The organism is Micromonospora sp. KC723, from assembly GCF_004348595.1.
In the GTDB taxonomy this organism is placed as follows: Bacteria; Actinomycetota; Actinomycetes; order Mycobacteriales; family Micromonosporaceae; genus Micromonospora.
In genome coordinates this window covers 20,341-39,740 of record NZ_SMKD01000026.1, presented here as the reverse complement: position 1 = coordinate 39,740, position 19,400 = coordinate 20,341, and the positions used below count along the sequence as shown (strand labels likewise).

Here is a 19,400-nt window from a genome sequence, read left to right as displayed (position 1 = left end):
CCGTCCCGCCCCGGCGGGTACGAACCTCAAAGTCGACGAACATCGGCGGCAGGGGGCCGGTCCTGGAAAGACGACGGCGGCCGGACCCCGGGGTCCGGCCGCCGTCGTCGAACGCGATGGCTACTCGCGGCTGCGGGGTGTGGCCGGCGGTAGGAGGCCGCCGCCGGTGCCCCCGCCCGGGTTGCCCGTGCCAAGTCCGGTCGTCCGGTCGTTGTCGCCGCCGCCGTTGTTACCGCCGCCGTCGCCGCCGCCGTTGTTACCGCCGCCGTCGCCGCCGCCGTTGTTGCCGCCGCCGTTGTTGCCACCGCCGTTGTTGCCACCGCCGTTGTTGCCGCCGCCGTTGTTGCCGCCGCCAAGCTGGCAGACCAGGTCGAGCGGTGGGCAATTCGACGGGCCGGCCGGCGGCTCAGGCGGTGGCAGCGCCTCCCCGTTGCCGGAGTTCGGGTCGCCGATATTCGCGGCGGGCGGGAAGGTGAGCTTCTCGGCGCCGTTGAGGGAGGCGTCCATGACCCGCTCCCAGATCTCGCCGGGCATCGAGGAACCGGTGATGTCCTTGCCGTTGTTCAGCATGAGGGCTTCCCGCTTGCCCTTGTTGCCGACCCAGACCGCGGTGGCGAGCTGCGGGGTGTAGCCGACCGTCCAGGCGTCGCCGTTACGCCTGCTGCCGCCCCCCAGTTCCCAGGTGCCGGTCTTGGCGGCCGCCTCCCGCCCGCCGTCCAGCCGGTGGTTGATCCGGCCCGGGTAGTCCTTGAGCACGTCGTTGACGTCGGCCACCACGTCCGGGTTGATCCGCTGCTGCGGCTTGAGTTGCTCGCCGCCGAGCTTCTCCCACTTGCCGGTGTCCCTGTTCTGCTTCTCGGCCGAGAGCAGGAAGTGCGCCTTGTTGTAGACGCCCTTGTTGGCGAAGGTGGCGATGCCGTTGGCGTGGTCGAGCACCGTGATCGGGTACTGGCCGTAGGAGACCACGTGGTAGAAGGGGTCCGGGGCCAGGTCACTGGCCTTGGCCTTGGTGAGGTCGTGGCCCTTCGGCGGGTTGGTGTCGGTCTGCCACATCATGGTCACACCGGCCTTCTTCGCCATGTCGACGATCTTGTCCGGCCCGATGTCCTCGCTGACGTGGTAGAAGGGCACGTTCAGCGACTTCAGGGTCGACTCGCGCAGGGTGCAGGAGTCTCCGCAACTCGGGTTGTCGGTGCCCGCGTTGCTGACCTTGTACTTGACGCCCTCGGGGGTGAAGGCCCGCCCCTTCCAGCGTGACTCGATGGACTTGCCCGCCTCGAGCGCCGCCGCCAGCGTGTAGATCTTGAAGCTCGAGCCCGGCGAGTGGCCGCCGGTGATGTTGCCGGCCGAGTCGGTGTTCTTGCCGGCGTAGTCGGTGCCGGTGCCGTCGTCACCGCCGTAGTAGCCGACCACCCGGCCGTTTCGCGGATCGATCGACACGACCGCGGCCATGATGTTCTTCCGCGCGCCGTCCAACTCCGAGCCCTTGGTGCTGCGCTGCGCGGCCTTGAGGATGGCGTTCTGGTACTTCGGGTCGATGGTGGTGCGGATGCGGTAACCGCCCTCGCGCAGCATCGTCGCGCACAGCGGCTTGCGGTCGGTCGCCTCCGCCTCGTTGTCGGTGCAGAGTTTCTTCTCCCGCATCTCCGGCACGAGGTAATTGATCACGTTGCCGATCGGGTTGTTCACACCGAACTTCTGCCCGGCCCGCGACTCCTTCGGCGTCTGCAGCGTCTTCTCCGGGTACGCGGTGGGGCGCGCCGGGTGGTTCGGCGAGTCGAGCCAGCCCTCCTCCACCATCGCGCCGATGACGTAGTTCCACCGCTCCTTGGCGGCCGTGGGGTTGACCGCCGGGTCGTAGCCCTGGTGGGTGGCGCTCGGCTCCGGCTGCTTGATCAGCGCCGCCAGCACCGCCGCCTCGGCCACGTCGACCTTTGACACGGACTTGCCGAAGTACGCCTGCGCCGCAGCCTCGATGCCGTACGCGTTGCGCCCGAAGTAGATCGTGTTCAGGTAGTGCTCCATGATCTGGTCCTTGGTGAACTGATCATTGAGCTTCGAGGCGACAATCGCCTCCTTCACCTTGCGGCCGTACGAGTCGTCCTTCAGGTTCTCGTAGGCGTTGCGGGCGTACTGCTGGGTGATGGTCGAGGCGCCCTGCTTGTCGCCACCGGTGAGGTTGTTCCAGGCGGCGCGGGCGATGCCCTTGTAGTCGACGCCCGAGTGCTGGTAGAAGTTCCGGTCCTCTGCCGCCGCCACCGCGTTCCGCATCCACTCGGGGATGTCTTTGATCGAGACGAAGGTGCGGTTCTGCTCGCCGACCTTGGCGATCTGCGTCTTGTTGTCGCTGGCGTAGATGGTGGTGGCCAGCGGCAGCTTGATCTGGTTGGGCAGCACCACGCTGGTCGAGTAGTAGGTGAAGCCGATCACACCGATGCCGGCGAGCATGATGAAGACCGCGAACGAGGCGATGAGCATGTTGACGCGCTTGCGCTTCTTCGCCCGGGCCACCGCCGCCGGGTCACCGGTGCCACGCCCGCCGCGCCCCGGCCTGCCGGGGTCGCCAGGGCCCCCGCCCGAAACCGGCGCGACGCCCGCCCGGGCCACCGCCGCGCGGGCGCCGACCGACGCCGAACCGACGCTCGCCCTGCCGGGAGCCGGGGAAACCGGCACGGAGGCACGACCCGTTCCGACACGACCGCCAGGGGCCGGGGACACCGGCACGGAGGCACGACCCGCTCCGACACGATCTCCGGGGGCCGGGGAGACCGGCACCGAGGCGCGGCCGGGCGCGGCCCGCCCCACCGACGCCGAGCCGGCGGCACCGGGCTGGCGCGGCGGCACCGATGCCGATGCCCGGCCGGCGGGCATGCCGCCCGAGCCGACCGAGGCACGTCCCGAGGGGGCCGCGCCGGAGCTGCCGTCCGAACCCGGCACCTGGGCCCGCGCACGCGGGGAACTGGGATCGCCGTACGAGTTCATTCCTCACACCCTGCCGGTCGCGGTGGGACGCGGGGGCGCCACCACCGGGTTGCCGTGAGTTGACACACGTGGCACCGCGCCCCGGGGATACCGGGGAGACACCGCCGCATCCGTACCAATCGGACTAATCAGGCTGTCGAGCGGTAGATCCGCAGGACCGTCGTGGACGGTGCCGAGATGGACCGGTCGAGCCAGAATCACCGTTGCGCCTCTCGCCTTCGCCCGCGCACGGAGCCGTGAGCCGGGGCGGTCAGACCACCCACCGCTCCCTGCTCCACCCCCTCCTCGGCCAGCCCGTCCCGCCCGAGCAGGAACTGCTCGACGAGATGGTTCCAGTCACAGCCGAGGCACACCTCCACCACGAAGACCTGGAACTCACGCAGCGTCATCGCCAACGCGGGCAACTCGGCCAGGGCGCGCGCCTGACCGGCGGATTGCTTGAGTTCGTCGCCGTAAATGTAGTGGACGTGGGTGAGGTTCTCGCTCCGACAGATCGGGCAGCGTTCCTCTGTGGGCTCGCCGTGGAACCGGGCAGCGTTCTTCAGGTACGGCGAGGCGTCACAGACGTCGTACGCGCCGACCCGACCGGCGAGGAGTTCACGCAGCACCGCCCGCTTCTGGAGCGAGTAGTCGACCACCTGGCGCTGCGTACGCATGCGGCAAAGGGTACGCGGTCCGGACGGACGAGGCGACCGCCGTAACCATGCGTGACGCGAACCTCCCGAATCAGGGGTTTGCCCTGTCCCCGAGCGAGGTACTAACGTGCGATGTATCGGTCCGATACATCGCAACGGTTAACGGCCCTGCGCCGGGGTAGGAGAGGATGGCTCGTGCTCGAACTCGCCATCCTCGGTCTGCTGCAGGAATCCCCGATGCACGGCTACGAGCTCCGCAAGGAACTCACGGCCAAACTCGGAGCGATCCGGGCGGCGATCAGCTACGGCTCGCTCTACCCGACGCTGCGCAGGCTGCAGGCGGCAGGGTGGATCACCGAAGCCGCCGAGACACCCGCGACCGCCGGGGAGGTTCCCGCGTTGACCAGCCGACGAGGTCGGGTGGTCTACAAAATCACCGCCGAGGGCAAGGAACGCTTCGCCCAGCTGATCGCGCAGGCGGGGCCCGAGACGTACGACGACACGGGTTTCGGTGTGCACTTCGCGTTCTTTTCCCGGACCGACCAGGCGACCCGCCTGCGCATCTTGGAGGGTCGCCGCCGCACGATCGAGGAGCGTCGCGAGGGACTTCGTGACGTGCTGGCCCGGGCGGCCGAGCGCCTCGACGCGTACACCCTGGAACTGCAACGCCACGGGCTCGACGCCTGTGAGCGCGAGGTCCGCTGGCTGGAGGAGCTCATCGCCAACGAGCGCTCCGGCCGTGCCCCGACGGTCCCGGGCACCGGGACGGCCGGCGGCCGACGAGAAACCGACAGCCCGCCTCCGCCTGGAGAGTCCAGGAAAGAGCGGCCGTGATGAAGAAGAAGGAGGCAGACGCTATGGGCTCCGTCCGCGTCGCCATCGTCGGTGTGGGAAACTGCGCCTCGTCCCTCGTGCAGGGCGTGGAGTACTACCGCGACGCCGACCCGACCGACCGCGTCCCGGGTCTCATGCACGTCACCTTCGGCGACTACCACGTCTCGGACGTGCAGTTCGTCGCGGCGTTCGACGTGGACGCCAAGAAGGTGGGCATGGACCTCGCCGAGGCGATCGTCGCCAGCGAGAACAACACGATCAAACTGTGCGACGTGCCGCCGACCGGCGTCACCGTGCAGCGCGGCCCGACCTTCGACGGGCTGGGCCAGTACTACCGCGAGATCATCGAGGAGTCGGACGTCCCGCCGGTCGACGTGGTCAAGGCGCTGCGCGACGCCCAGGTCGACGTGGTCGTCTCCTACCTGCCGGTCGGCTCCGAGCAGGCCGACAAGTTCTACGCCCAGGCCGCGATCGACGCCGGCTGCGCGTTCGTCAACGCCCTGCCGGTCTTCATCGCCTCCGACCCCGAGTGGGCGCAGAAGTTCACCGACGCGGGCCTGCCGATCGTCGGCGACGACATCAAGAGCCAGGTCGGCGCCACCATCGTGCACCGCGCGCTGGCGAAGCTCTTCGAGGACCGCGGGGTCGAGCTGCTGCGCACGTACCAGCTCAACTTCGGCGGCAACATGGACTTCATGAACATGCTGGAGCGCAACCGGCTGGTCTCGAAGAAGATCTCGAAGACCCAGTCGGTCACCTCCCAGGTGCCGCACGAGATGGCCAAGAGCGACGTGCACATCGGCCCGTCCGACCACGTGCCGTGGCTCGACGACCGCAAGTGGGCGTACATCCGCCTGGAGGGTCGTTCCTTCGGTGACACCCCGCTCAACGCCGAGCTGAAGCTCGAGGTCTGGGACTCGCCGAACTCGGCCGGCGTCATCATCGACGCCGTCCGGGCCGCGAAGATCGCCCTGGACCGCAAGATCGGTGGCCCGATCCTCTCGGCCTCCTCCTACTTCATGAAGTCCCCGCCCGTGCAGTACGCCGACCACGACGCGCACGCCGCCGTCGAGGCGTTCATCGCCGGTGAGGTCGAGCGCTGACGCGCTGACCAGCAGCACACCGAGGGCCGGGTCCTGACGGGTCCGGCCCTCGTCGTGTCCTGCCCGGATCGTTGACGCCTGCCCGAGTCGACACGCCGGAAGACGGGCCGCCGAACCGCCAAGGATCATGGGGCCCTGATCAGGACCAGGCACGTTGCAAGGCGACCCGAGCCTCCAGCTCCAGCAGCTTCACCTTGCGGTCCAGCCCACCACCGAAGCCGACCAGCTTTCCGCCCGCCCCGACGATCCGGTGGCAGGGCACGAGCACCGGGATCGGGTTGCGGTTGCAGGCCACCCCCACCGCCCGGGCAGCTCCCGGGTCGCCGACCCGGCGAGCCACCTCGCCGTAGGTGAGCGTCTCCCCGTACGGAATCCGGGTCATCTCCCGCCAGACCGCGCGCTCGAAATCGGAGCCGCGAGGCGGCTCCACCGGCACCGTGAAGCCCTCCAACTCCCCCGCGAAGTACGCCCGCAACTCCGCGACGACCTGCCGGTCCAGCTCGTCGACGGGCTGCTCGATTGCCGCCGCGACCCGCCCGAAGTGCGCGCCACGCACCGCCGCGCCGTCGGTGGCCACGGAGAACTCCCCGATCGGCGAGTCGAGCACGGTCCAGCGCATGCGGGCCATTCTGCCCTTCGCCTGCGACACCAACCGAACCGGCGGGTTGGGCAGATCCTGTCGCGGCCGGTCACAGCAGGGCTATGCCGAGCAGCAGGGCGCCCGCGCTCAGGCTCGCTCCGCCCGCCACCGTGAGCCAGATCAGCGTGTTGGGCCGGGTGTCAGTCGGTCGCACGACGGAGAGGAAGAAGCCGAGCGGCATCAGGATCGGCGCGGCGACGAACAGCGACCGGATCAGCGTCCGTGTCCCGCCCGACACGTCGGCCTGGTCGATGTAGGGCAACGCGACGAGGGCGAAGAGGACCAGCACGCCGGCGTGCGCGTGGCCCGCCGTCCACATTCCCCGGCGGACGGGGTTGTCCAGGTAGCCGGGCTTTCGGCGGGCCAGGTGGGTGAGCAGGGTCAACCCGCCGTACTCGACCGCGACGACGGTGATCAGGAGTATTCCGGCCGTGGTGAGTGTGTCCGACGACATCGGCGACCCCTTTCTTGTCAATGCCAAGATGCCTTCCCCCGAACCATCTTGTCAACGGCTAGTTCTCATGGTCGGTCACCCATCGCGCCAACCAGGCAAACTTCGGCCACGGTCACGCGTCTGAACATCGGAGGTGGACGGTGGCTGACGTGACCGACGGGGAGTTCACCGATTTCGTCAACGAGCGGGGCGACAAGCTGCTGCGCGTCGCGTACGCGCTCGCGGGTAGCCAGCACGCCGCCGAGGACCTGCTGCAGAACGCGCTCGCCAAGGCGTACGCCCGGTGGCCCCGGATCAGGGGCGACGCAGAGCCGTACGTGAAGCGGATCCTCTACCACGACCAGGTCTCCGGTTGGCGGCGGCTGTCCCGGCGCCGGGAGGTGCCAATGGCCGAGTTGCCTGAGCGGCCCGGAGTGTGCGACAGCAGTCACGACAGCGAGCTGCGGCTACTGCTACGTGAAGCTCTGCGCGCACTGCCGCCGCGACAACGCGCCGTGCTGACGCTGCGCTACCTGGAGGATCTGAGCGTCGCGGAGACCGCGACGATCCTCGGTTGCCGGGCCGGCACGGTGGCCAGCCAGACCGCCAAGGCCCTGGCTCGGCTCCGGCAACTGGTGCCGGGGCTGGACGAGATGACGACCCGCGCGGAGGTGACGCAATGAGCAGGATGCTGGACGAGACGCTGCGGGCCGCCGTGCGCGACCTCGCCGACGGGGTACGCCCGACGCCCGATTTGGCCGTCAAGGCGCTCGGACGGGGTCGTCGGCTGCGCCGCCGCCGGCGTGCCACCGCAGCCGGTGCCACCCTGGTGGCGGTTGTCGCGGTGGCCCTACCGTTCGTACTGTTCCGGCCCGCCCCGGCTCCGAGCCCCGCTACGCCGCCGGTGACGGTCACGCCCTCGCCGACCATGCTGCCCACCCCGGGTCCGGACTGGACCGCGAAACCTCTGGTGCTGCCCGGCGGCTGGATCGTGACCCGGGCACAGGCAAGAGGTGGCTCGGGTGCGGGCATGCTCCTCGACCGAGCCCGGGGCCACTACTTCCGGACCGACCGCTACGACGGCATCTTTCCGGCACCCACCGGTTCGCTCGTGGCGGTCAGGGACCTGGATCGGCCCCGGGAAATCGGCCTGTTCGACCTGGCGAACGGGAAAACCAACTGGTACGAGGTGGGCCGGGCGCTCTCCGTCCCACAATGGTCTCCGGACGGCCGACGGCTGCTTTTCACCACCCGCCAGGTCGACCGTTTCGGCTTCATCGTCATGAAGACGGACGGCACGAAGAAGGTCCACGTGAACGGAACAGAAGGCTGCTCCGACTTCTGCGAATTCACCTGGACGCGGGACGGCAGGCAGGTCGCGCTGCCACAGACCGGGGAATCGCACGGCGAGTCACAGCGGGACGCCCGCCTGGGCGTACGACTCTTCTCGGCGGACGACGGGCGGCGCACCCGTCTCGTGCCGGTGCCCGGTGACCCGGCCGGCCCATGGTCCTGGTCACCGGATGGCACGCGCGTGGTCGTCCAAGGCCAGCAGGAGCCACTGCTCGTCGAGACAGCCACCGGCCGGGTGCTCAATCCGCTGCCCAGCGCCGACGTGGCCTGGGTCACCGACGACCGGCTGCTCTACCGCCGCCCGCTCGGGTCCAACGACTTCGTGCTCGCCGACCCGACCGGGCGGGAGCTGATCCGCCAGCCGCTGCCCCGGCAGTTGGTCGATTTCGAGGTGACCGTCGCGCCGCGCTGACGGTTCGGCCAGTCCGCTTCCTTGCGCGCCGTCGATACCGTGCCGGGCATGGCCACCGGGACCATCATCTTCCTGATCATCGGTGCGGTCGGTGTCGGCGTGCTGGCGCTCGCGCTGCTCGGCGGCGAGCTGCTGCACTTCGGTCATCCCGACGTCGACGGTCCGGTCTCCCTCGAGGTGGTCGCCGGGTTTCTCGGCGCGTTCGGCTTCGGCGCCGCCATCGTCAACGAGCTGGTCGGTGGGCGTACCCCGGTGATGGTCGGGGCGGCGGCGGCCGGGGGCGCGCTGGCGGCGGCGCCGGCCGCGTGGCTGGCGGCGCGGCTCAGCCGGGCGGCGCGCAACATGCGGACCGACCCCACCCCCACCCGTGACCACCTGGTCGGCGCGATCGGCCTGGTGGTCACTCCGGTGCCCGTCGACGGCTACGGCGAGGTCCGGCTACGCGTCGCCGGCCAGCCGGTGAAGCTCAACGCCCGCGCGGACCGTCCGATCCCGATCGGCGCGCAGGTCTTCGTGGTCGAGGCGCTGAGCGAGACCAGCGTGCACGTCGAGACCTACTGAACCCCCTCATCCAGAAACAGGACGGTCACATGCCCCTTCTCTTCGCCATCGGCGGCGCGGTCCTTCTCGTTCTCGTCCTCGTCTTCTTCGTGCTCTCCCGGATCAAGGTCGCCGGCCCGAACGAGGCGTTCATCGTCACCGGGCGCAAGGGCCGCACCACCCAGACCGCCGACGGCGGCCGGTCCACCGACATGTCCGGACAGAAGGTCGTCCTCGGCGCCTCGGTGTTCGTGCTGCCGGTGGTGCAGAAGCTCCAGTCGTTGGACCTGTCCAGCCGCCGCATCGACGTCGGTATCCGGGGGGCGGTCAGCAAGCAGGGCATCCGTACCGACCTGCACGGCGTGGCGATCGTCAAGGTCGGCGGCACCGAGGACGCCATCCGCGCCGCAGCCCAGCGCTTCCTGCACCAGCAGGACGAGATCGACAACTTCACCCGGGAGGTGCTGGCCGGTGCGCTGCGCTCGATCGTCGGCCGGCTCACCGTCGAGGAGGTCATCCGGGACCGGGCGGCGTTCGCCAGCGCGGTCGCCGAGGAGGCCGAGCACTCGATGACCAACCAGGGTCTGGTGCTGGACACCTTCCAGCTCCAGGACATCCTGGCGGAGGGCTCCTACCTGCAGGATCTGGGCCGGCCGGAGGCCGCCCGGGTGCTCAAGGACGCGGCCATCGCCGAGGCCCGGGCCCGGCAGCAGGCCGAGCAGGAGCGGCTGCTGGCCGAGGAGGCGATCGCCGAGGCGAACCGGAACCTCTCACTCAAGCAGGCCGCCATCCAGGCGGAGATCGACGCCGCCAAGGCGAGGTCGGCGGCGGCCGGACCGCTCGCCCAGGCCGAGCGGGACCAGGCCATCCTCTCCGAGCAGCAGAAGGTGGCCGAGCGCAACGCCGAACTCAAGCAGCGCCAGCTCGACACCGAGGTGCGCAAGCCCGCCGACGCGGCGCGCTACAAGGTGGAGCAGGAGGCCGAGGCGGCGCGCAACGCGGCGGTGCTGAACGCCGACGCGCAGCGGCAGGCCACCATCGCCGCCGCCCAGGCCGCCGCCGAGCAGTCCCGGCTCACCGGTGAGGGCGAGCGGGCCCGCCGGGCCGCGCTGGCCGAGGCGAACGCGATCGAGGGCGCCAAGGAGGGTGAGGCCGAGCAGCGCCGGCGCTCCGCGATCGCCGAGGCGGTCGAGCGGGAGGGCCAGGCCGAGGCCGCGGCCATCCTGGCCAGGGGGCAGGCCGAGGCGGACGCGATGGCCCGCAAGGCCGAGGCGTTCGCCGCGTACGGGGAGGCGGCCGTGCTGGACCTGCTGGTGAAGGTGCTGCCGCAGGTGGTCGAGGCGGCCAGCGCCCCGATCGGGGCGATCGACAAGATGACGGTGATCTCCACCGACGGCGCGTCGTCGCTGACGAAGTCGGTGGCCGGCAACGTGGCTCAGGGGCTCCAGCTCGGCTCCGACCTCACCGGCATCGACCTGGCCGGCCTGCTGGGCAGGCTGGGTGGCGCGTCGTCGGGCAACGGGAAACCGCCGGTCGAGGGCAGCGCGGTCGAAACCCGCTGACGGGTACGACGACAGGGTCGTCCGGCCGGGCCGGGCGACCCTTCGCGTCCCTCCGGTACGCCGTTGATCGAGTCGGGATGCCGCACCCGGGGGCGGGCGACACCCCGAACGGAAGTCGATCACGGGCCGACGGCGGCCTCCGCGAGACGTGCCGGCGTCGCCGGCCCGGGGCTCAGGAGACGATGCCCTGATCGCGGGCCCAGCGCAGCAGCTCCGCCTCGGCCTCGTCGCGGTCCAGCGGGCCGCGTTCCAGGCGCAGCTCCTTGAGGTGCTGCCACGCCTTCCCGACCACCGGCCCCGGCGGTACGCCGAGCAACTCCATGATCGCGTTGCCGTCCAGGTCCGGGCGGACCCGGGCCAGATCCTCCTCGGCGGCGATCCGGGCGATTCGTTCCTCCAGAGCGTCGTAGTCGGCGGCGAGCTGGGCGGCCTTGCGGCGGTTGCGGGTGGTGCAGTCCGACCGGGTCAGCTTGTGCAGCCGGGAGAGCAGGTCATCGGCGTCGGTCACGTACCGGCGTACCGCCGAGTCGGTCCACTCGCCCCGGCCGTACCCGTAGAAACGCAGGTGCAGGCCGACCAGCTTGGCGACCTGCGCGGTGACGTCCTTCGGATAGCGCAACGCCTTCATCCGGGCCTTGGTGAGCCGGGCGCCGACCACCTCGTGGTGGTGGAAACTGACCCGGCCGTCCGGGCCGACCGCCTTCGTGGCCGGCTTGCCCACGTCGTGCATGAGCGCGGCCATCCGCAGGACGAAGTCGCAGCCGTCGGTCTCGTACGACATCGCGTTGCTCACCACGGTGAGGGTGTGCTCGTAGACGTCCTTGTGCTGGGCGTGCTCGTCGATCTCCAGCTTCAGCCCGGTCAGTTCGGGCAGGAACCGCTCGGCCAGCCCGGTGTCGACCAGCAGCCGCAGCCCGGTGATCGGGTCGGCTCCGCAGAGCAGCTTGGTGAACTCGTCGCGGATCCGCTCGGCGGTGATCCGGTCCAGGTCCGCCGCCATCCGGGTCATCGCCTCGCGCACGTCCGGGTGCACGGCGAAACGCAGCTGCGCGGCGAAGCGGGCGGCCCGCAACATCCGCAGCGGGTCGTCGCCGAAGGACTCCCCGGGCGTGCCCGGGGTACGGATCACCTTGGCGGCGAGGTCGTCCACACCGCCGTACGGGTCGGTGAACCGGTGGTCGGGGAGGCTGACGGCCATCGCGTTGATGGTGAAGTCCCGCCGCTTCAGGTCGTCGGCGAGGCTGGTGCCGTACTCGACGATCGGGTTGCGGCTGACCTGGTCGTACGCCTCGGCGCGGAAGGTGGTGACCTCCAGCCGCAGCCCGTCGCGCTGGCAACCGATGGTGCCGAACTCCCGGCCGGTCTCCCAGATCGACTCGGCCCAACCCTTGACGATCCTGATCGTCTCGTCCGGGTGGGCGTCGGTGCAGAAGTCGAGGTCGTCACCGAGCCGGCCGAGCAGGGCGTCGCGGACGGAACCGCCCACCAGGTGCAGTTCGTGGCCGGCGTGCGCGAACCTGCGGCCGAGTTCGTCGGCGACCGGGGAGACGCGGAGCAGTTCGGCGACGGCGTTGCGCTGCGCGGCGGTGAGTTCGCGGCGGTCGGCGGCGTGGGGAGCGGAGGCTTCGGACATGGGATCGCCAGCCTATCGGGCCGAGACGCGATCCGATCCGCCGGGCGCGGGTATGCGGTCCGGGTTGACTATGGTCATGGCGTGCGGGCCGAAGCCGGCTCCGACGTACCCCGGGAGGCTGGAGATGAGCGGCGGGCTCTACCGCAGCGCGAACGCCGCGCAGGGAGGCGGCCCGCGGCCGGGTGACGACGCGACCTTCATCTCGGCGGAGCCGCTGAACCAGCCGGGGGTGGCGGCCACCGCGCCGCCGCAGGAGGTGGTGGCGGAGACCAGCGCCGCGGCGAACAGCGCGGTGATGGCGATCGGCAGCCTGGTCAGCCGGGGTACGGGCTTCGTCCGGAACCTGATGATCGGCGCGGCGCTCGGCAACCTGGTCGGCAACGTCTACACCACCGCGCAGTTCCTGCCGAACCAGGTGTACGAGTTCCTGCTCGGCGGGGTGCTGACCAGTGTGCTGATCCCGGTGCTGGTACGCCGCCGCAGGTCCGACCCGGACCGGGGCGAGGCGTACGCCCAGCGGCTGCTGACGCTCGCGGTGCTCGCGCTGGCCGCAGCCGTGCTGGTCGCGTTGCTGCTGGCCCCGGTGCTGACCAGCCTGTACGCCGGCGGCAAGGACGAGAACTACACCGGTCTGGTCACCAGTCTGTCGTACCTGATGCTGCCGATGCTGTTCTTCACCGGCGTGAGCGCGTTGATCGCCGCGGTGCTGAACACCCGGGGCCACTTCGCCGCCCCGATGTGGGCCCCGATCCTCAACAACCTGGTGGTCATCGGCACCTTCGGTCTCTACATCGTGGTCTACGGCGCCCAGGCGATCCAACCGGGCGACATGGGCTGGGGGCGGATCCTGCTGGTCGGTGGCGGCACCCTGCTCGGTGTGGCGGTGCAGGCCGCCGGTCTGCTGCCGGCGCTGCGCCGGGTGGGCTTCCGGTGGAAGCTGCGGTTCGACTTCCGTGAGCTGGGGCTGCGCGAGCTGGCGCGACTCGGCGGCTGGATGTTCTGCTACGTGGCGGTCAACCAGCTCGGCCTGTTCGTGGTGGTCAACCTGCTCACCCGGGCGGCGGGCGAGGACAGCGCCGGTCTGCTGATCTACAACAACGTGTTCCTGCTGCTGATGATGGCGCACGGCATCATCGCCGTCTCGATCATCACGGCGCTGATGCCCCGGATGAGCGCCGCCGCCGCGGACGGCCGGTTCCACGACGTCACCGCCGACCTGTCCCGGGGTACCCGGATGGTCACCGCGGTGCTAGCGCCGGTCGCGGTCTGTTACGCGGTGCTGGCCGCGCCGATCTCGGTGGTCGTCTTCCGGTACGGCGCGTTCACCGGTGACAACGCGGTGGCCACCTCGACGGTGCTGCTGGTCGCCGCGGTGGGGTTGGTGCCGTTCGCGATCAGCCAGCTCTTCACGTTCGCCTTCTACGCGCTGCCGGACACGCGTACCCCGGCGTTGGTGAACATCCCGGTGGTGGTGCTGCGGGTGCTGCTCCAGGTCGGGCTCTTCGTCGTCTTCTCGCCCGTGTTCGCGGCGGCGGGGATGATGCTCGGCAACGCCGTCTCGTACGTGGCGGCGGCGGTGTTGTCGGCGCTGCTGCTGCGCCCCCGGGTGGGCCGGATCGGGCTCGGCAGGATCATGCGGACGATGGGCAGGGTCGTGGTCGCCGCGCTCGGCGCGGCCCTGGTCGGTCTGCTGGTGGTCAACCTGCTTCCCGGCGATCCGGCGGACCTGAGCTGGCTCGAGGCGGTGGTCCAACTGTTGGTCGGCGGGGCGGTGATCGGGGTGACCTACCTCGGCCTGGCGACGGCGCTGCGGATCGGCGAGATCACCGAGGTGGTCGGCATGGTCCGCCGCAAGCTCGGCCGCTGAGCCGCGCCGGACAGACGCCACGGAGGGTGAACGAGGATCACCAGCCTGGGGACACGGCTGTGGATAACTTGCCGTTCTCCCGCTCAACCACCGGAAAGTCCTGTGGATAACCATCCGTATGGCCGACCGCCCCTGACCGTTCGGTGGGATCCCGCGTCACGTCGCCGGAGCGCGACACCCAGGCCGGCCCCTGCGGCGACTACTTGCGGTCAACCCGTAGATTGGCTAGTACATGTGCCAGCAACGTGGCTGACAACGGTCGGAACCGGGCGAGGTCGGTCACTCCCGGCACGTCGCCGTGGGCGGCGGGAAGATGACATGTCGGTATGACGGGCAGTCCAGGTAAGGTCGCTCTGGACGGACACGGCAGGTGGCCGACGCCCACGTCGACCCGCCGGCCGGTTCCTTCGAAGGCAGAGCGGGAAGCCACATGCCCAGCAGCGCGGGTCCATCGATCGACACGATCACCGAGGGAGGACGGGTGACCCAGGTCGGCGAGGGTCAGGAGGCGGAAGAATCCGCTCCGGTCATGACCTTCGGTGCTCCCACGGCCGGTGAGATCCTCGCCGAGCGGTACGAGCTGGTCGAGCACATCAACAACGACAGCGCCGGGCGGCTCGTCTGGCGGGGGGTCGACGTCGTGCTGCGCCGGCCGGTCGCGGTGGTGCTGCGCTACCCCGGGGGCGACTCCGCCACCGAGATGCTCCAGGCCGCCGTGGCCGCAAGCCGGGTCATCCACCCCAACCTGGTCGGCGTCTACGACGCCATCGACGAGAGCGAGCGGGCCTACGTGGTCCGCGAGTGGGTCGACGGGCGTTCGCTGCGCGAGCTGGTCGCCGAGGGCCCGCTGGATCCGGCCCGCGCCACCGCCATCGGCAACGCCGTGGCCAGCGCGCTCGCCTCCGTGCACGCCACCGGCATGGTGCACGGGAACGTCCACCCCGGCACCGTGATGATCAGCGACGACGGCCGGGTGGTGCTGGCCGACGCGCGCACCGACTGCGCCGACAGCCAGGAGAACGACGTCCGGGCGGTCGGCGGCATCCTCTACTTCGCCCTCACGGGGCACTGGCCGCACGCGGAGGCGCCGCTGCGCGGCGCGACGGCGGGGCACGGCCGGGCGGGCATCGTGGACGCGGTCCGCGACGCCAGCGGCTCCATCGCCGCGCCCCGACAGGTCCGGGCGGGTGTCCCGGCGTACCTCGACGACCTCACCATGGACCTGCTCGACGCCGAGATCGCCCCGCCCTCCTCGGACGTGCTCGCCGCCGAACTGGGTCGCCTCGACGTCCCCGCCGAGGACCACTTCCTCGACCAGACCGGCACCATCCGGTTCACCGCGGACCCGGGCGACGAGCCGTCGCCGCTTGCCGCCGCCGGTGGCCGGAAGGTCGCCATAGGCATCGCCGGCCTGCTCGCGGTCGCCCTGGTCGGCCTCCTCGTCGGCATCAGCATCTTCGGCGACGAGGAGTCGCCCAAGACCCAGACCGCGGGCGGCCCGTCGGTGAGCGCCCCGGCCGTCGGGGACGCCAGCTCGCCCGCCGCGCCGGTCCGCCAGCTCATCATCAGGGACGTCCGGGTTGTCGACCCCGAGGGAGACCGCGACGAGCTGCGCAACGCCGAGCGGGTGATCGACGGCGAGGAGGACAGTGGCTGGGAAACCGCCACCTACCGGAGCTCCGGCAGGTTCGGCAACCTGAAGAAGGGCATGGGGGTCTGGATCGACCTGGGCGAACCGCACTCGGTCAAGTCGGTGCGCGCGGTCCTCTCGTCCAGGGGCGCCTCCGCCGAACTGCGGGCCGGCGGGGCCGACTTCCCGTCCAGCTCCAACGGCGACAAGCAACTCGTGGCCGCCTACGCGAACCGGATCGGGCAGCCGTTCGAGGAACACAACGGCACCACGATGACCTTCAACGGGTTCAACCCGGAGGAGAAGTACCAGTACCTCCTCTTCTGGATCACCGAGCTTCCGGAGAAGGAAAGCGGCGACGGGTGGAAGCTCGGCGTCCAGGAGATCACGGTTCAGGGCTCGTGAACCGTCCGCCGCGGGACCGGCACCACCTCGTACGGACGTGGTGATGACCGGTCGCGGCGGGCGTACGCCCGACCCGGTGACCGGCGGCCTCCCGGCCGCCGAGGCGTCCGACCTCGAACTGCTCCGGGCCCACGCCGCCGGTGACCGGGCCGCCTTCACCGAACTGTTCCACCGGCACCGGGACCGGCTCTGGGCGGTGGCGCTCCGCACCCTCGGCGACCGCGAGGAGGCCGCCGACGCCCTCCAGGACGCCCTCCTGTCCGCCCACCGGGCCGCCGCGCGGTTCCGGGGCGACTCTGCCGTCACCACCTGGCTGCACCGGATCGTGGTGAACGCCTGCCTGGACCGCATCCGCCGCCGGCAGTCCCACCCCACCGTCCCGCTGCCCGACGGCACCCGCACCGAGGACGGCACCGGTGGTGTCGAACCGGCCGCCCCCGCCACCGACCACGACACCGCGCTGGTGGTCCGGGAGGCCCTGGCCACACTCCCGGCCGAACAGCGGGCCGCGCTCGTCCTGGTGGACGTGCAGGGGTACCCGGTGGCCGAGGTGGCCCGGATCCTCGGCGTCGCCGAGGGGACGATCAAGAGCCGCTGCGCCCGGGGCCGGGCCCGGCTGGCGGTGCAGCTCGGACACCTGCGGACCGGGGTGGACCCCGCCCCCTCGGGCGCCCGCACCGACGGAAACGTGCCGGGGGTCACCGTGGGGAACCCACGGGCTGCGGAGGGCGTCGGATCGGGGTCGGGGCGCTCCCGGCGGGACGCCAACCAGGAGGACACGTGACAACCGGGGAGTTCAGCGGGGTCGACCACGACCTGCTCGCCGACTACCTCGGCGGGGCGCTGGACGGCACCCCGGAGGAGGCGACCGTCGCCCGGCTGGTCGAGGAGGATCCCGCCTGGGCTGGCGCGTACGCCGCCCTGACGGACGCGTTCACCCGGGTGGGCGCCGACCTCGCCGACCTCGCCGAGTTGGCTCCGCCGATGCCACTGGCGGTCGTGGAGCGGCTCACCGCCGCCATCGCCGGGGCGGGGCCGGCTCCCGCCGCGCCGGATTCCGCCGCCGGGCCCGACAACGCGGTGCCCGCTGACCCGCTCGACGGCACCCGGTCGGGCGTTCCGGCGGAGAGCCGATCCGACACCCGGCGGACCGCCGGCCCGGTCTTCCCCGCTCAGGGCGGTCGGGCGACGCCGCGTACCCCCGCGTCGCGGCGGGACGACGTGAGCGGGCCGGGCCGGCGACGTCGGCGCTGGACGCGGCTCGTCGCCCCGGTGGCGGTCGCCGCCGCCTCGCTCGCCGTCATGGGGCTCGGCATCGACCACCTGCTCGACCGCTCCGGAGCCGGGGACGCCGCCGACACGGCAGCCGCCGGCGGAGCCGGCGTTGACCGGGCGCCCTACCGGATGACCGACAAGCCGCAGCACAGTGGTCTCGACTGGACGCCGGAGTCGCTGGCCGAGGGAACGGCCGCGAGCGTGCGGCCGTTCGCCAGCCCGGCCCCCGATCTCACCCCACAGGAGAGCGGCTCCGGGGAGAGCGCCGTCCAGGGCGGCCGGGTGGCGGGGCCCGGCAACCTGGAGCGCCTCGGTGACCCGTCGGCGTTGGACGCCTGCCTCGCCGAGGTGGCCGCCGCGCACGGGCAGGGGCCGATCACCGTGACACTCGTCGACTACGCCTCGTTCCGGGGCAAGCCGGCGCTGGTGCTCCGGTTCGCCGACCCGGCCGGGGAACGGTGGGTGTGGGTGAGCGGGGCCGAGTGCGGCGTGCCGGGGTCCGGCGCGGACACCCGTTACCAGGCGCGGGTAGGGTGAGGCCCCGGTCAGCCCGTCGCCGCGTGACGTGACCCACCGGACGACCGGCTCGGGAATCCCCGCTTCGTACGATGACGTTCTGCAAGTCAGTCGCCGGCGTCGCTGAGTCGTCGGCACTCGGGATCGACATCGGTGCGCCGCCGATGCCGAACACACACATCGGGAGACGGCAGTGGACGAGGTCCGCAACCTGATCATCATCGGCTCCGGGCCGGCCGGCTACACGGCGGCGGTCTACGCCGCGCGTGCCAACCTGAAGCCACTCGTCATCGAGGGTGTGCAGTCCGGCGGCGCGCTGATGACCACCACCGAGGTGGAGAACTTCCCCGGTTTCGCCGACGGCATCCTCGGCCCCGAGCTGATGGACAACATGCGCAAGCAGGCCGAGCGGTTCGGCGCGGAGTTCCTCACCGACGACGTGACCCGGGTCGAGCTGAAGGACACCGGCATGGTGGGCTCGGACGCGGTCAGCACCGTCTGGGTGGGCCAGACCGCCTACCGGGCGAAGGCCGTCATCCTGACCACCGGTTCGGCCTGGCGTCCGCTGGGTGTGCCGGGCGAGCAGGAGTACCTGGGCCACGGCGTGTCGTCCTGCGCGACCTGTGACGGGTTCTTCTTCCGGGGCCAGCACATCGTGGTGGTGGGCGGCGGTGACTCCGCCATGGAGGAAGCCAGCTTCCTCACCCGGTTCGCCGAGTCGGTCACCATCATCCACCGGCGGGACTCGTTCCGGGCCAGCAAGATCATGGCGGATCGGGCGCTCGGCAACAACAAGATCAAGGTCGAGTGGAACACCACCGTCGAGGAGATCCTCGGGGAGGACGGCAAGGTCAGCGGGGTCCGGGTCCGCAACGTGCACAGCGGCGAAACCAAGGTGCTCGACGTGACCGGCGTCTTCGTGGCGATCGGGCACGACCCGCGCAGCGAACTGTTCCGGGGCCAGGTGGAGCTGGACGACGAGGGCTACGTCAAGGTCCAGGCCCCGAGCACCCGGACCAGCATCCCGGGTGTCTTCGCCGCCGGTGACCTGGTCGACCACACGTACCGGCAGGCCATCACGGCCGCCGGCACCGGCTGCGCCGCGGCCCTCGACGCCGAGCGTTTCATCGCCACGATCCAGAGCTGAACAACGGAAACGAACTCCTGAGGAGGAGGGTCTTAGTGGGAGCAACCAAGGTCGTCACCGATGCGAACTTCGCCACCGACGTGCTGAAGTCCGACAAGCCGGTGCTGGTGGACTTCTGGGCAGAGTGGTGCGGGCCGTGCCGTAAGGTCTCGCCGCTGCTGGAGGAGATCGCGGGCGAGATGGGAGACAAGGTCTCCATCGTCAAGCTCAACATCGACGAGAACCCGGAGACCGCCCGCGCCTACCGGGTGATGTCGGTCCCGACCCTCACCGTCTTCAAGAACGGCGAGCCGGTGCAGTCGATCGCCGGCGCCAAGCCCAAGGGCGAGCTGGTCCGGCTGATCGAGTCCGCGCTCTGAGCCGTCCCCGCACCCGATCCCCGCATCCGATGGGTGCGGGGATCGCGCTTTCTCGGCTCTGACCTGCGCGAACC

Annotated in this window: 18 protein-coding genes; 13 read left to right on the top strand and 5 right to left on the bottom strand. The window is 70.9% G+C overall.

Annotated elements, in window-relative coordinates:
• Window positions 1-120: 120 nt before the first annotated feature.
• A complete protein-coding gene (locus E1165_RS08935; RefSeq protein WP_243704669.1) occupies window positions 121-2,511 on the bottom strand; it encodes a transglycosylase domain-containing protein in 2,391 nt (796 codons plus the stop codon).
• Between E1165_RS08935 and E1165_RS29805 the strand changes: the two genes are divergently transcribed.
• Window positions 2,477-3,040, top strand: a complete 564-nt coding sequence (locus tag E1165_RS29805; protein ID WP_243704668.1) for a hypothetical protein — start codon at window positions 2,477-2,479, stop codon at window positions 3,038-3,040. The two genes, E1165_RS08935 and E1165_RS29805, sit on opposite strands and share 35 nt — an antisense overlap.
• Before the next feature lie 139 nt (window positions 3,041-3,179).
• Here the strand turns inward: E1165_RS29805 and E1165_RS08930 are convergent, their stop codons facing one another.
• Window positions 3,180-3,638 carry a DUF5318 domain-containing protein gene (locus E1165_RS08930; RefSeq protein ID WP_132389597.1) on the bottom strand — a complete coding sequence of 153 codons (459 nt, stop codon included), beginning with the start codon at window positions 3,636-3,638 and terminating at the stop codon, window positions 3,180-3,182.
• A 174-nt stretch (window positions 3,639-3,812) separates the two neighbouring features.
• Between E1165_RS08930 and E1165_RS08925 the strand changes: the two genes are divergently transcribed.
• Complete coding sequence (locus E1165_RS08925; protein ID WP_132389595.1) at window positions 3,813-4,451, top strand: PadR family transcriptional regulator; 639 nt, start codon at window positions 3,813-3,815, stop codon at window positions 4,449-4,451.
• Between the two features lie 23 nt (window positions 4,452-4,474).
• Window positions 4,475-5,554 carry an inositol-3-phosphate synthase gene (locus E1165_RS08920; protein WP_132389593.1) on the top strand — a complete coding sequence of 360 codons (1,080 nt, stop codon included), beginning with the start codon at window positions 4,475-4,477 and terminating at the stop codon, window positions 5,552-5,554.
• A gap of 139 nt (window positions 5,555-5,693) precedes the next feature.
• On the opposite strand, the gene E1165_RS08915 is transcribed toward E1165_RS08920, so the two are convergent.
• Window positions 5,694-6,173: a methylated-DNA--[protein]-cysteine S-methyltransferase gene (locus E1165_RS08915; protein WP_132389591.1), complete on the bottom strand. Its 480-nt coding sequence runs from the start codon at window positions 6,171-6,173 to the stop codon at window positions 5,694-5,696.
• 70 nt (window positions 6,174-6,243) lie between these two features.
• Window positions 6,244-6,648, bottom strand: coding sequence for a hypothetical protein (locus E1165_RS08910; RefSeq protein ID WP_132389589.1), 405 nt, complete (start codon window positions 6,646-6,648; stop codon window positions 6,244-6,246).
• A 140-nt stretch (window positions 6,649-6,788) separates the two neighbouring features.
• On the opposite strand from E1165_RS08910, the gene E1165_RS08905 reads away from it, so the two are divergent.
• The 4 genes from E1165_RS08905 to E1165_RS08890 are packed head-to-tail and all read left to right on the top strand — an operon-like array spanning window position 6,789 to window position 10,494.
• Window positions 6,789-7,310, top strand: coding sequence for a SigE family RNA polymerase sigma factor (locus E1165_RS08905; protein ID WP_132389587.1), 522 nt, complete (start codon window positions 6,789-6,791; stop codon window positions 7,308-7,310).
• Window positions 7,307-8,392 (top strand): PD40 domain-containing protein, encoded by a 1,086-nt coding sequence (locus E1165_RS08900; protein ID WP_132389585.1) that lies wholly within the window; start codon window positions 7,307-7,309, stop codon window positions 8,390-8,392. Before E1165_RS08905 ends, E1165_RS08900 begins: the two co-directional genes overlap by 4 nt.
• Window positions 8,393-8,440: 48 nt before the next feature.
• Window positions 8,441-8,953, top strand: a complete 513-nt coding sequence (locus tag E1165_RS08895) for a hypothetical protein (protein ID WP_132389583.1) — start codon at window positions 8,441-8,443, stop codon at window positions 8,951-8,953.
• A gap of 29 nt (window positions 8,954-8,982) precedes the next feature.
• The gene (locus tag E1165_RS08890; RefSeq protein WP_132389581.1) at window positions 8,983-10,494 is read left to right on the top strand and encodes a flotillin family protein; all 1,512 of its coding nucleotides are present in this window, start codon (window positions 8,983-8,985) and stop codon (window positions 10,492-10,494) included.
• Window positions 10,495-10,666: 172 nt separating this feature from the next.
• On the opposite strand, the gene E1165_RS08885 is transcribed toward E1165_RS08890, so the two are convergent.
• On the bottom strand, window positions 10,667-12,127 hold the full coding sequence (locus tag E1165_RS08885) for a CCA tRNA nucleotidyltransferase (protein ID WP_132389579.1): 1,461 nt from the start codon (window positions 12,125-12,127) through the stop codon (window positions 10,667-10,669).
• A 124-nt stretch (window positions 12,128-12,251) separates the two neighbouring features.
• Here E1165_RS08885 and murJ point away from each other — a divergent pair, with 124 nt between their 5' ends.
• The 6 genes from murJ to trxA all read left to right on the top strand — a co-directional run bounded on the left by murJ (window position 12,252) and on the right by trxA (window position 19,326).
• Window positions 12,252-13,994: a murein biosynthesis integral membrane protein MurJ gene (murJ, locus tag E1165_RS08880; protein WP_132389577.1), complete on the top strand. Its 1,743-nt coding sequence runs from the start codon at window positions 12,252-12,254 to the stop codon at window positions 13,992-13,994.
• A gap of 430 nt (window positions 13,995-14,424) precedes the next feature.
• Window positions 14,425-16,029: a protein kinase family protein gene (locus E1165_RS08875; protein ID WP_132389575.1), complete on the top strand. Its 1,605-nt coding sequence runs from the start codon at window positions 14,425-14,427 to the stop codon at window positions 16,027-16,029.
• A 43-nt stretch (window positions 16,030-16,072) separates the two neighbouring features.
• The gene (gene sigM / locus E1165_RS08870; RefSeq protein WP_132389573.1) at window positions 16,073-16,813 is read left to right on the top strand and encodes an RNA polymerase sigma factor SigM; all 741 of its coding nucleotides are present in this window, start codon (window positions 16,073-16,075) and stop codon (window positions 16,811-16,813) included.
• A complete protein-coding gene (locus E1165_RS08865) occupies window positions 16,810-17,841 on the top strand; it encodes a hypothetical protein (RefSeq protein WP_132389571.1) in 1,032 nt (343 codons plus the stop codon). Before sigM ends, E1165_RS08865 begins: the two co-directional genes overlap by 4 nt.
• A 172-nt stretch (window positions 17,842-18,013) precedes the next feature.
• Window positions 18,014-18,967 carry a thioredoxin-disulfide reductase gene (gene trxB, locus E1165_RS08860; protein ID WP_132389569.1) on the top strand — a complete coding sequence of 318 codons (954 nt, stop codon included), beginning with the start codon at window positions 18,014-18,016 and terminating at the stop codon, window positions 18,965-18,967.
• A 35-nt stretch (window positions 18,968-19,002) separates the two neighbouring features.
• The gene (gene trxA / locus E1165_RS08855; protein ID WP_132185265.1) at window positions 19,003-19,326 is read left to right on the top strand and encodes a thioredoxin; all 324 of its coding nucleotides are present in this window, start codon (window positions 19,003-19,005) and stop codon (window positions 19,324-19,326) included.
• Window positions 19,327-19,400 lie beyond the last annotated feature (74 nt).

Excerpts from the sequence above, each read along its gene's own strand:
- E1165_RS29805 (WP_243704668.1), top strand. The coding sequence starts at position 2,477 with ATGTTGACGCGCTTGCGCTTCTTCGCCCGGGCCACCGCCGCCGGGTCA.
- E1165_RS08930 (WP_132389597.1), bottom strand. The coding sequence starts at position 3,638 with ATGCGTACGCAGCGCCAGGTGGTCGACTACTCGCTCCAGAAGCGGGCG.
- E1165_RS08920 (WP_132389593.1), top strand. The coding sequence starts at position 4,475 with ATGGGCTCCGTCCGCGTCGCCATCGTCGGTGTGGGAAACTGCGCCTCG.
- E1165_RS08915 (WP_132389591.1), bottom strand. The coding sequence starts at position 6,173 with ATGCGCTGGACCGTGCTCGACTCGCCGATCGGGGAGTTCTCCGTGGCC.
- E1165_RS08910 (WP_132389589.1), bottom strand. The coding sequence starts at position 6,648 with ATGTCGTCGGACACACTCACCACGGCCGGAATACTCCTGATCACCGTC.
- E1165_RS08900 (WP_132389585.1), top strand. The coding sequence starts at position 7,307 with ATGAGCAGGATGCTGGACGAGACGCTGCGGGCCGCCGTGCGCGACCTC.
- E1165_RS08895 (WP_132389583.1), top strand. The coding sequence starts at position 8,441 with ATGGCCACCGGGACCATCATCTTCCTGATCATCGGTGCGGTCGGTGTC.
- E1165_RS08890 (WP_132389581.1), top strand. The coding sequence starts at position 8,983 with ATGCCCCTTCTCTTCGCCATCGGCGGCGCGGTCCTTCTCGTTCTCGTC.
- E1165_RS08885 (WP_132389579.1), bottom strand. The coding sequence starts at position 12,127 with ATGTCCGAAGCCTCCGCTCCCCACGCCGCCGACCGCCGCGAACTCACC.
- murJ (WP_132389577.1), top strand. The coding sequence starts at position 12,252 with ATGAGCGGCGGGCTCTACCGCAGCGCGAACGCCGCGCAGGGAGGCGGC.
- E1165_RS08875 (WP_132389575.1), top strand. The coding sequence starts at position 14,425 with ATGCCCAGCAGCGCGGGTCCATCGATCGACACGATCACCGAGGGAGGA.
- sigM (WP_132389573.1), top strand. The coding sequence starts at position 16,073 with ATGACCGGTCGCGGCGGGCGTACGCCCGACCCGGTGACCGGCGGCCTC.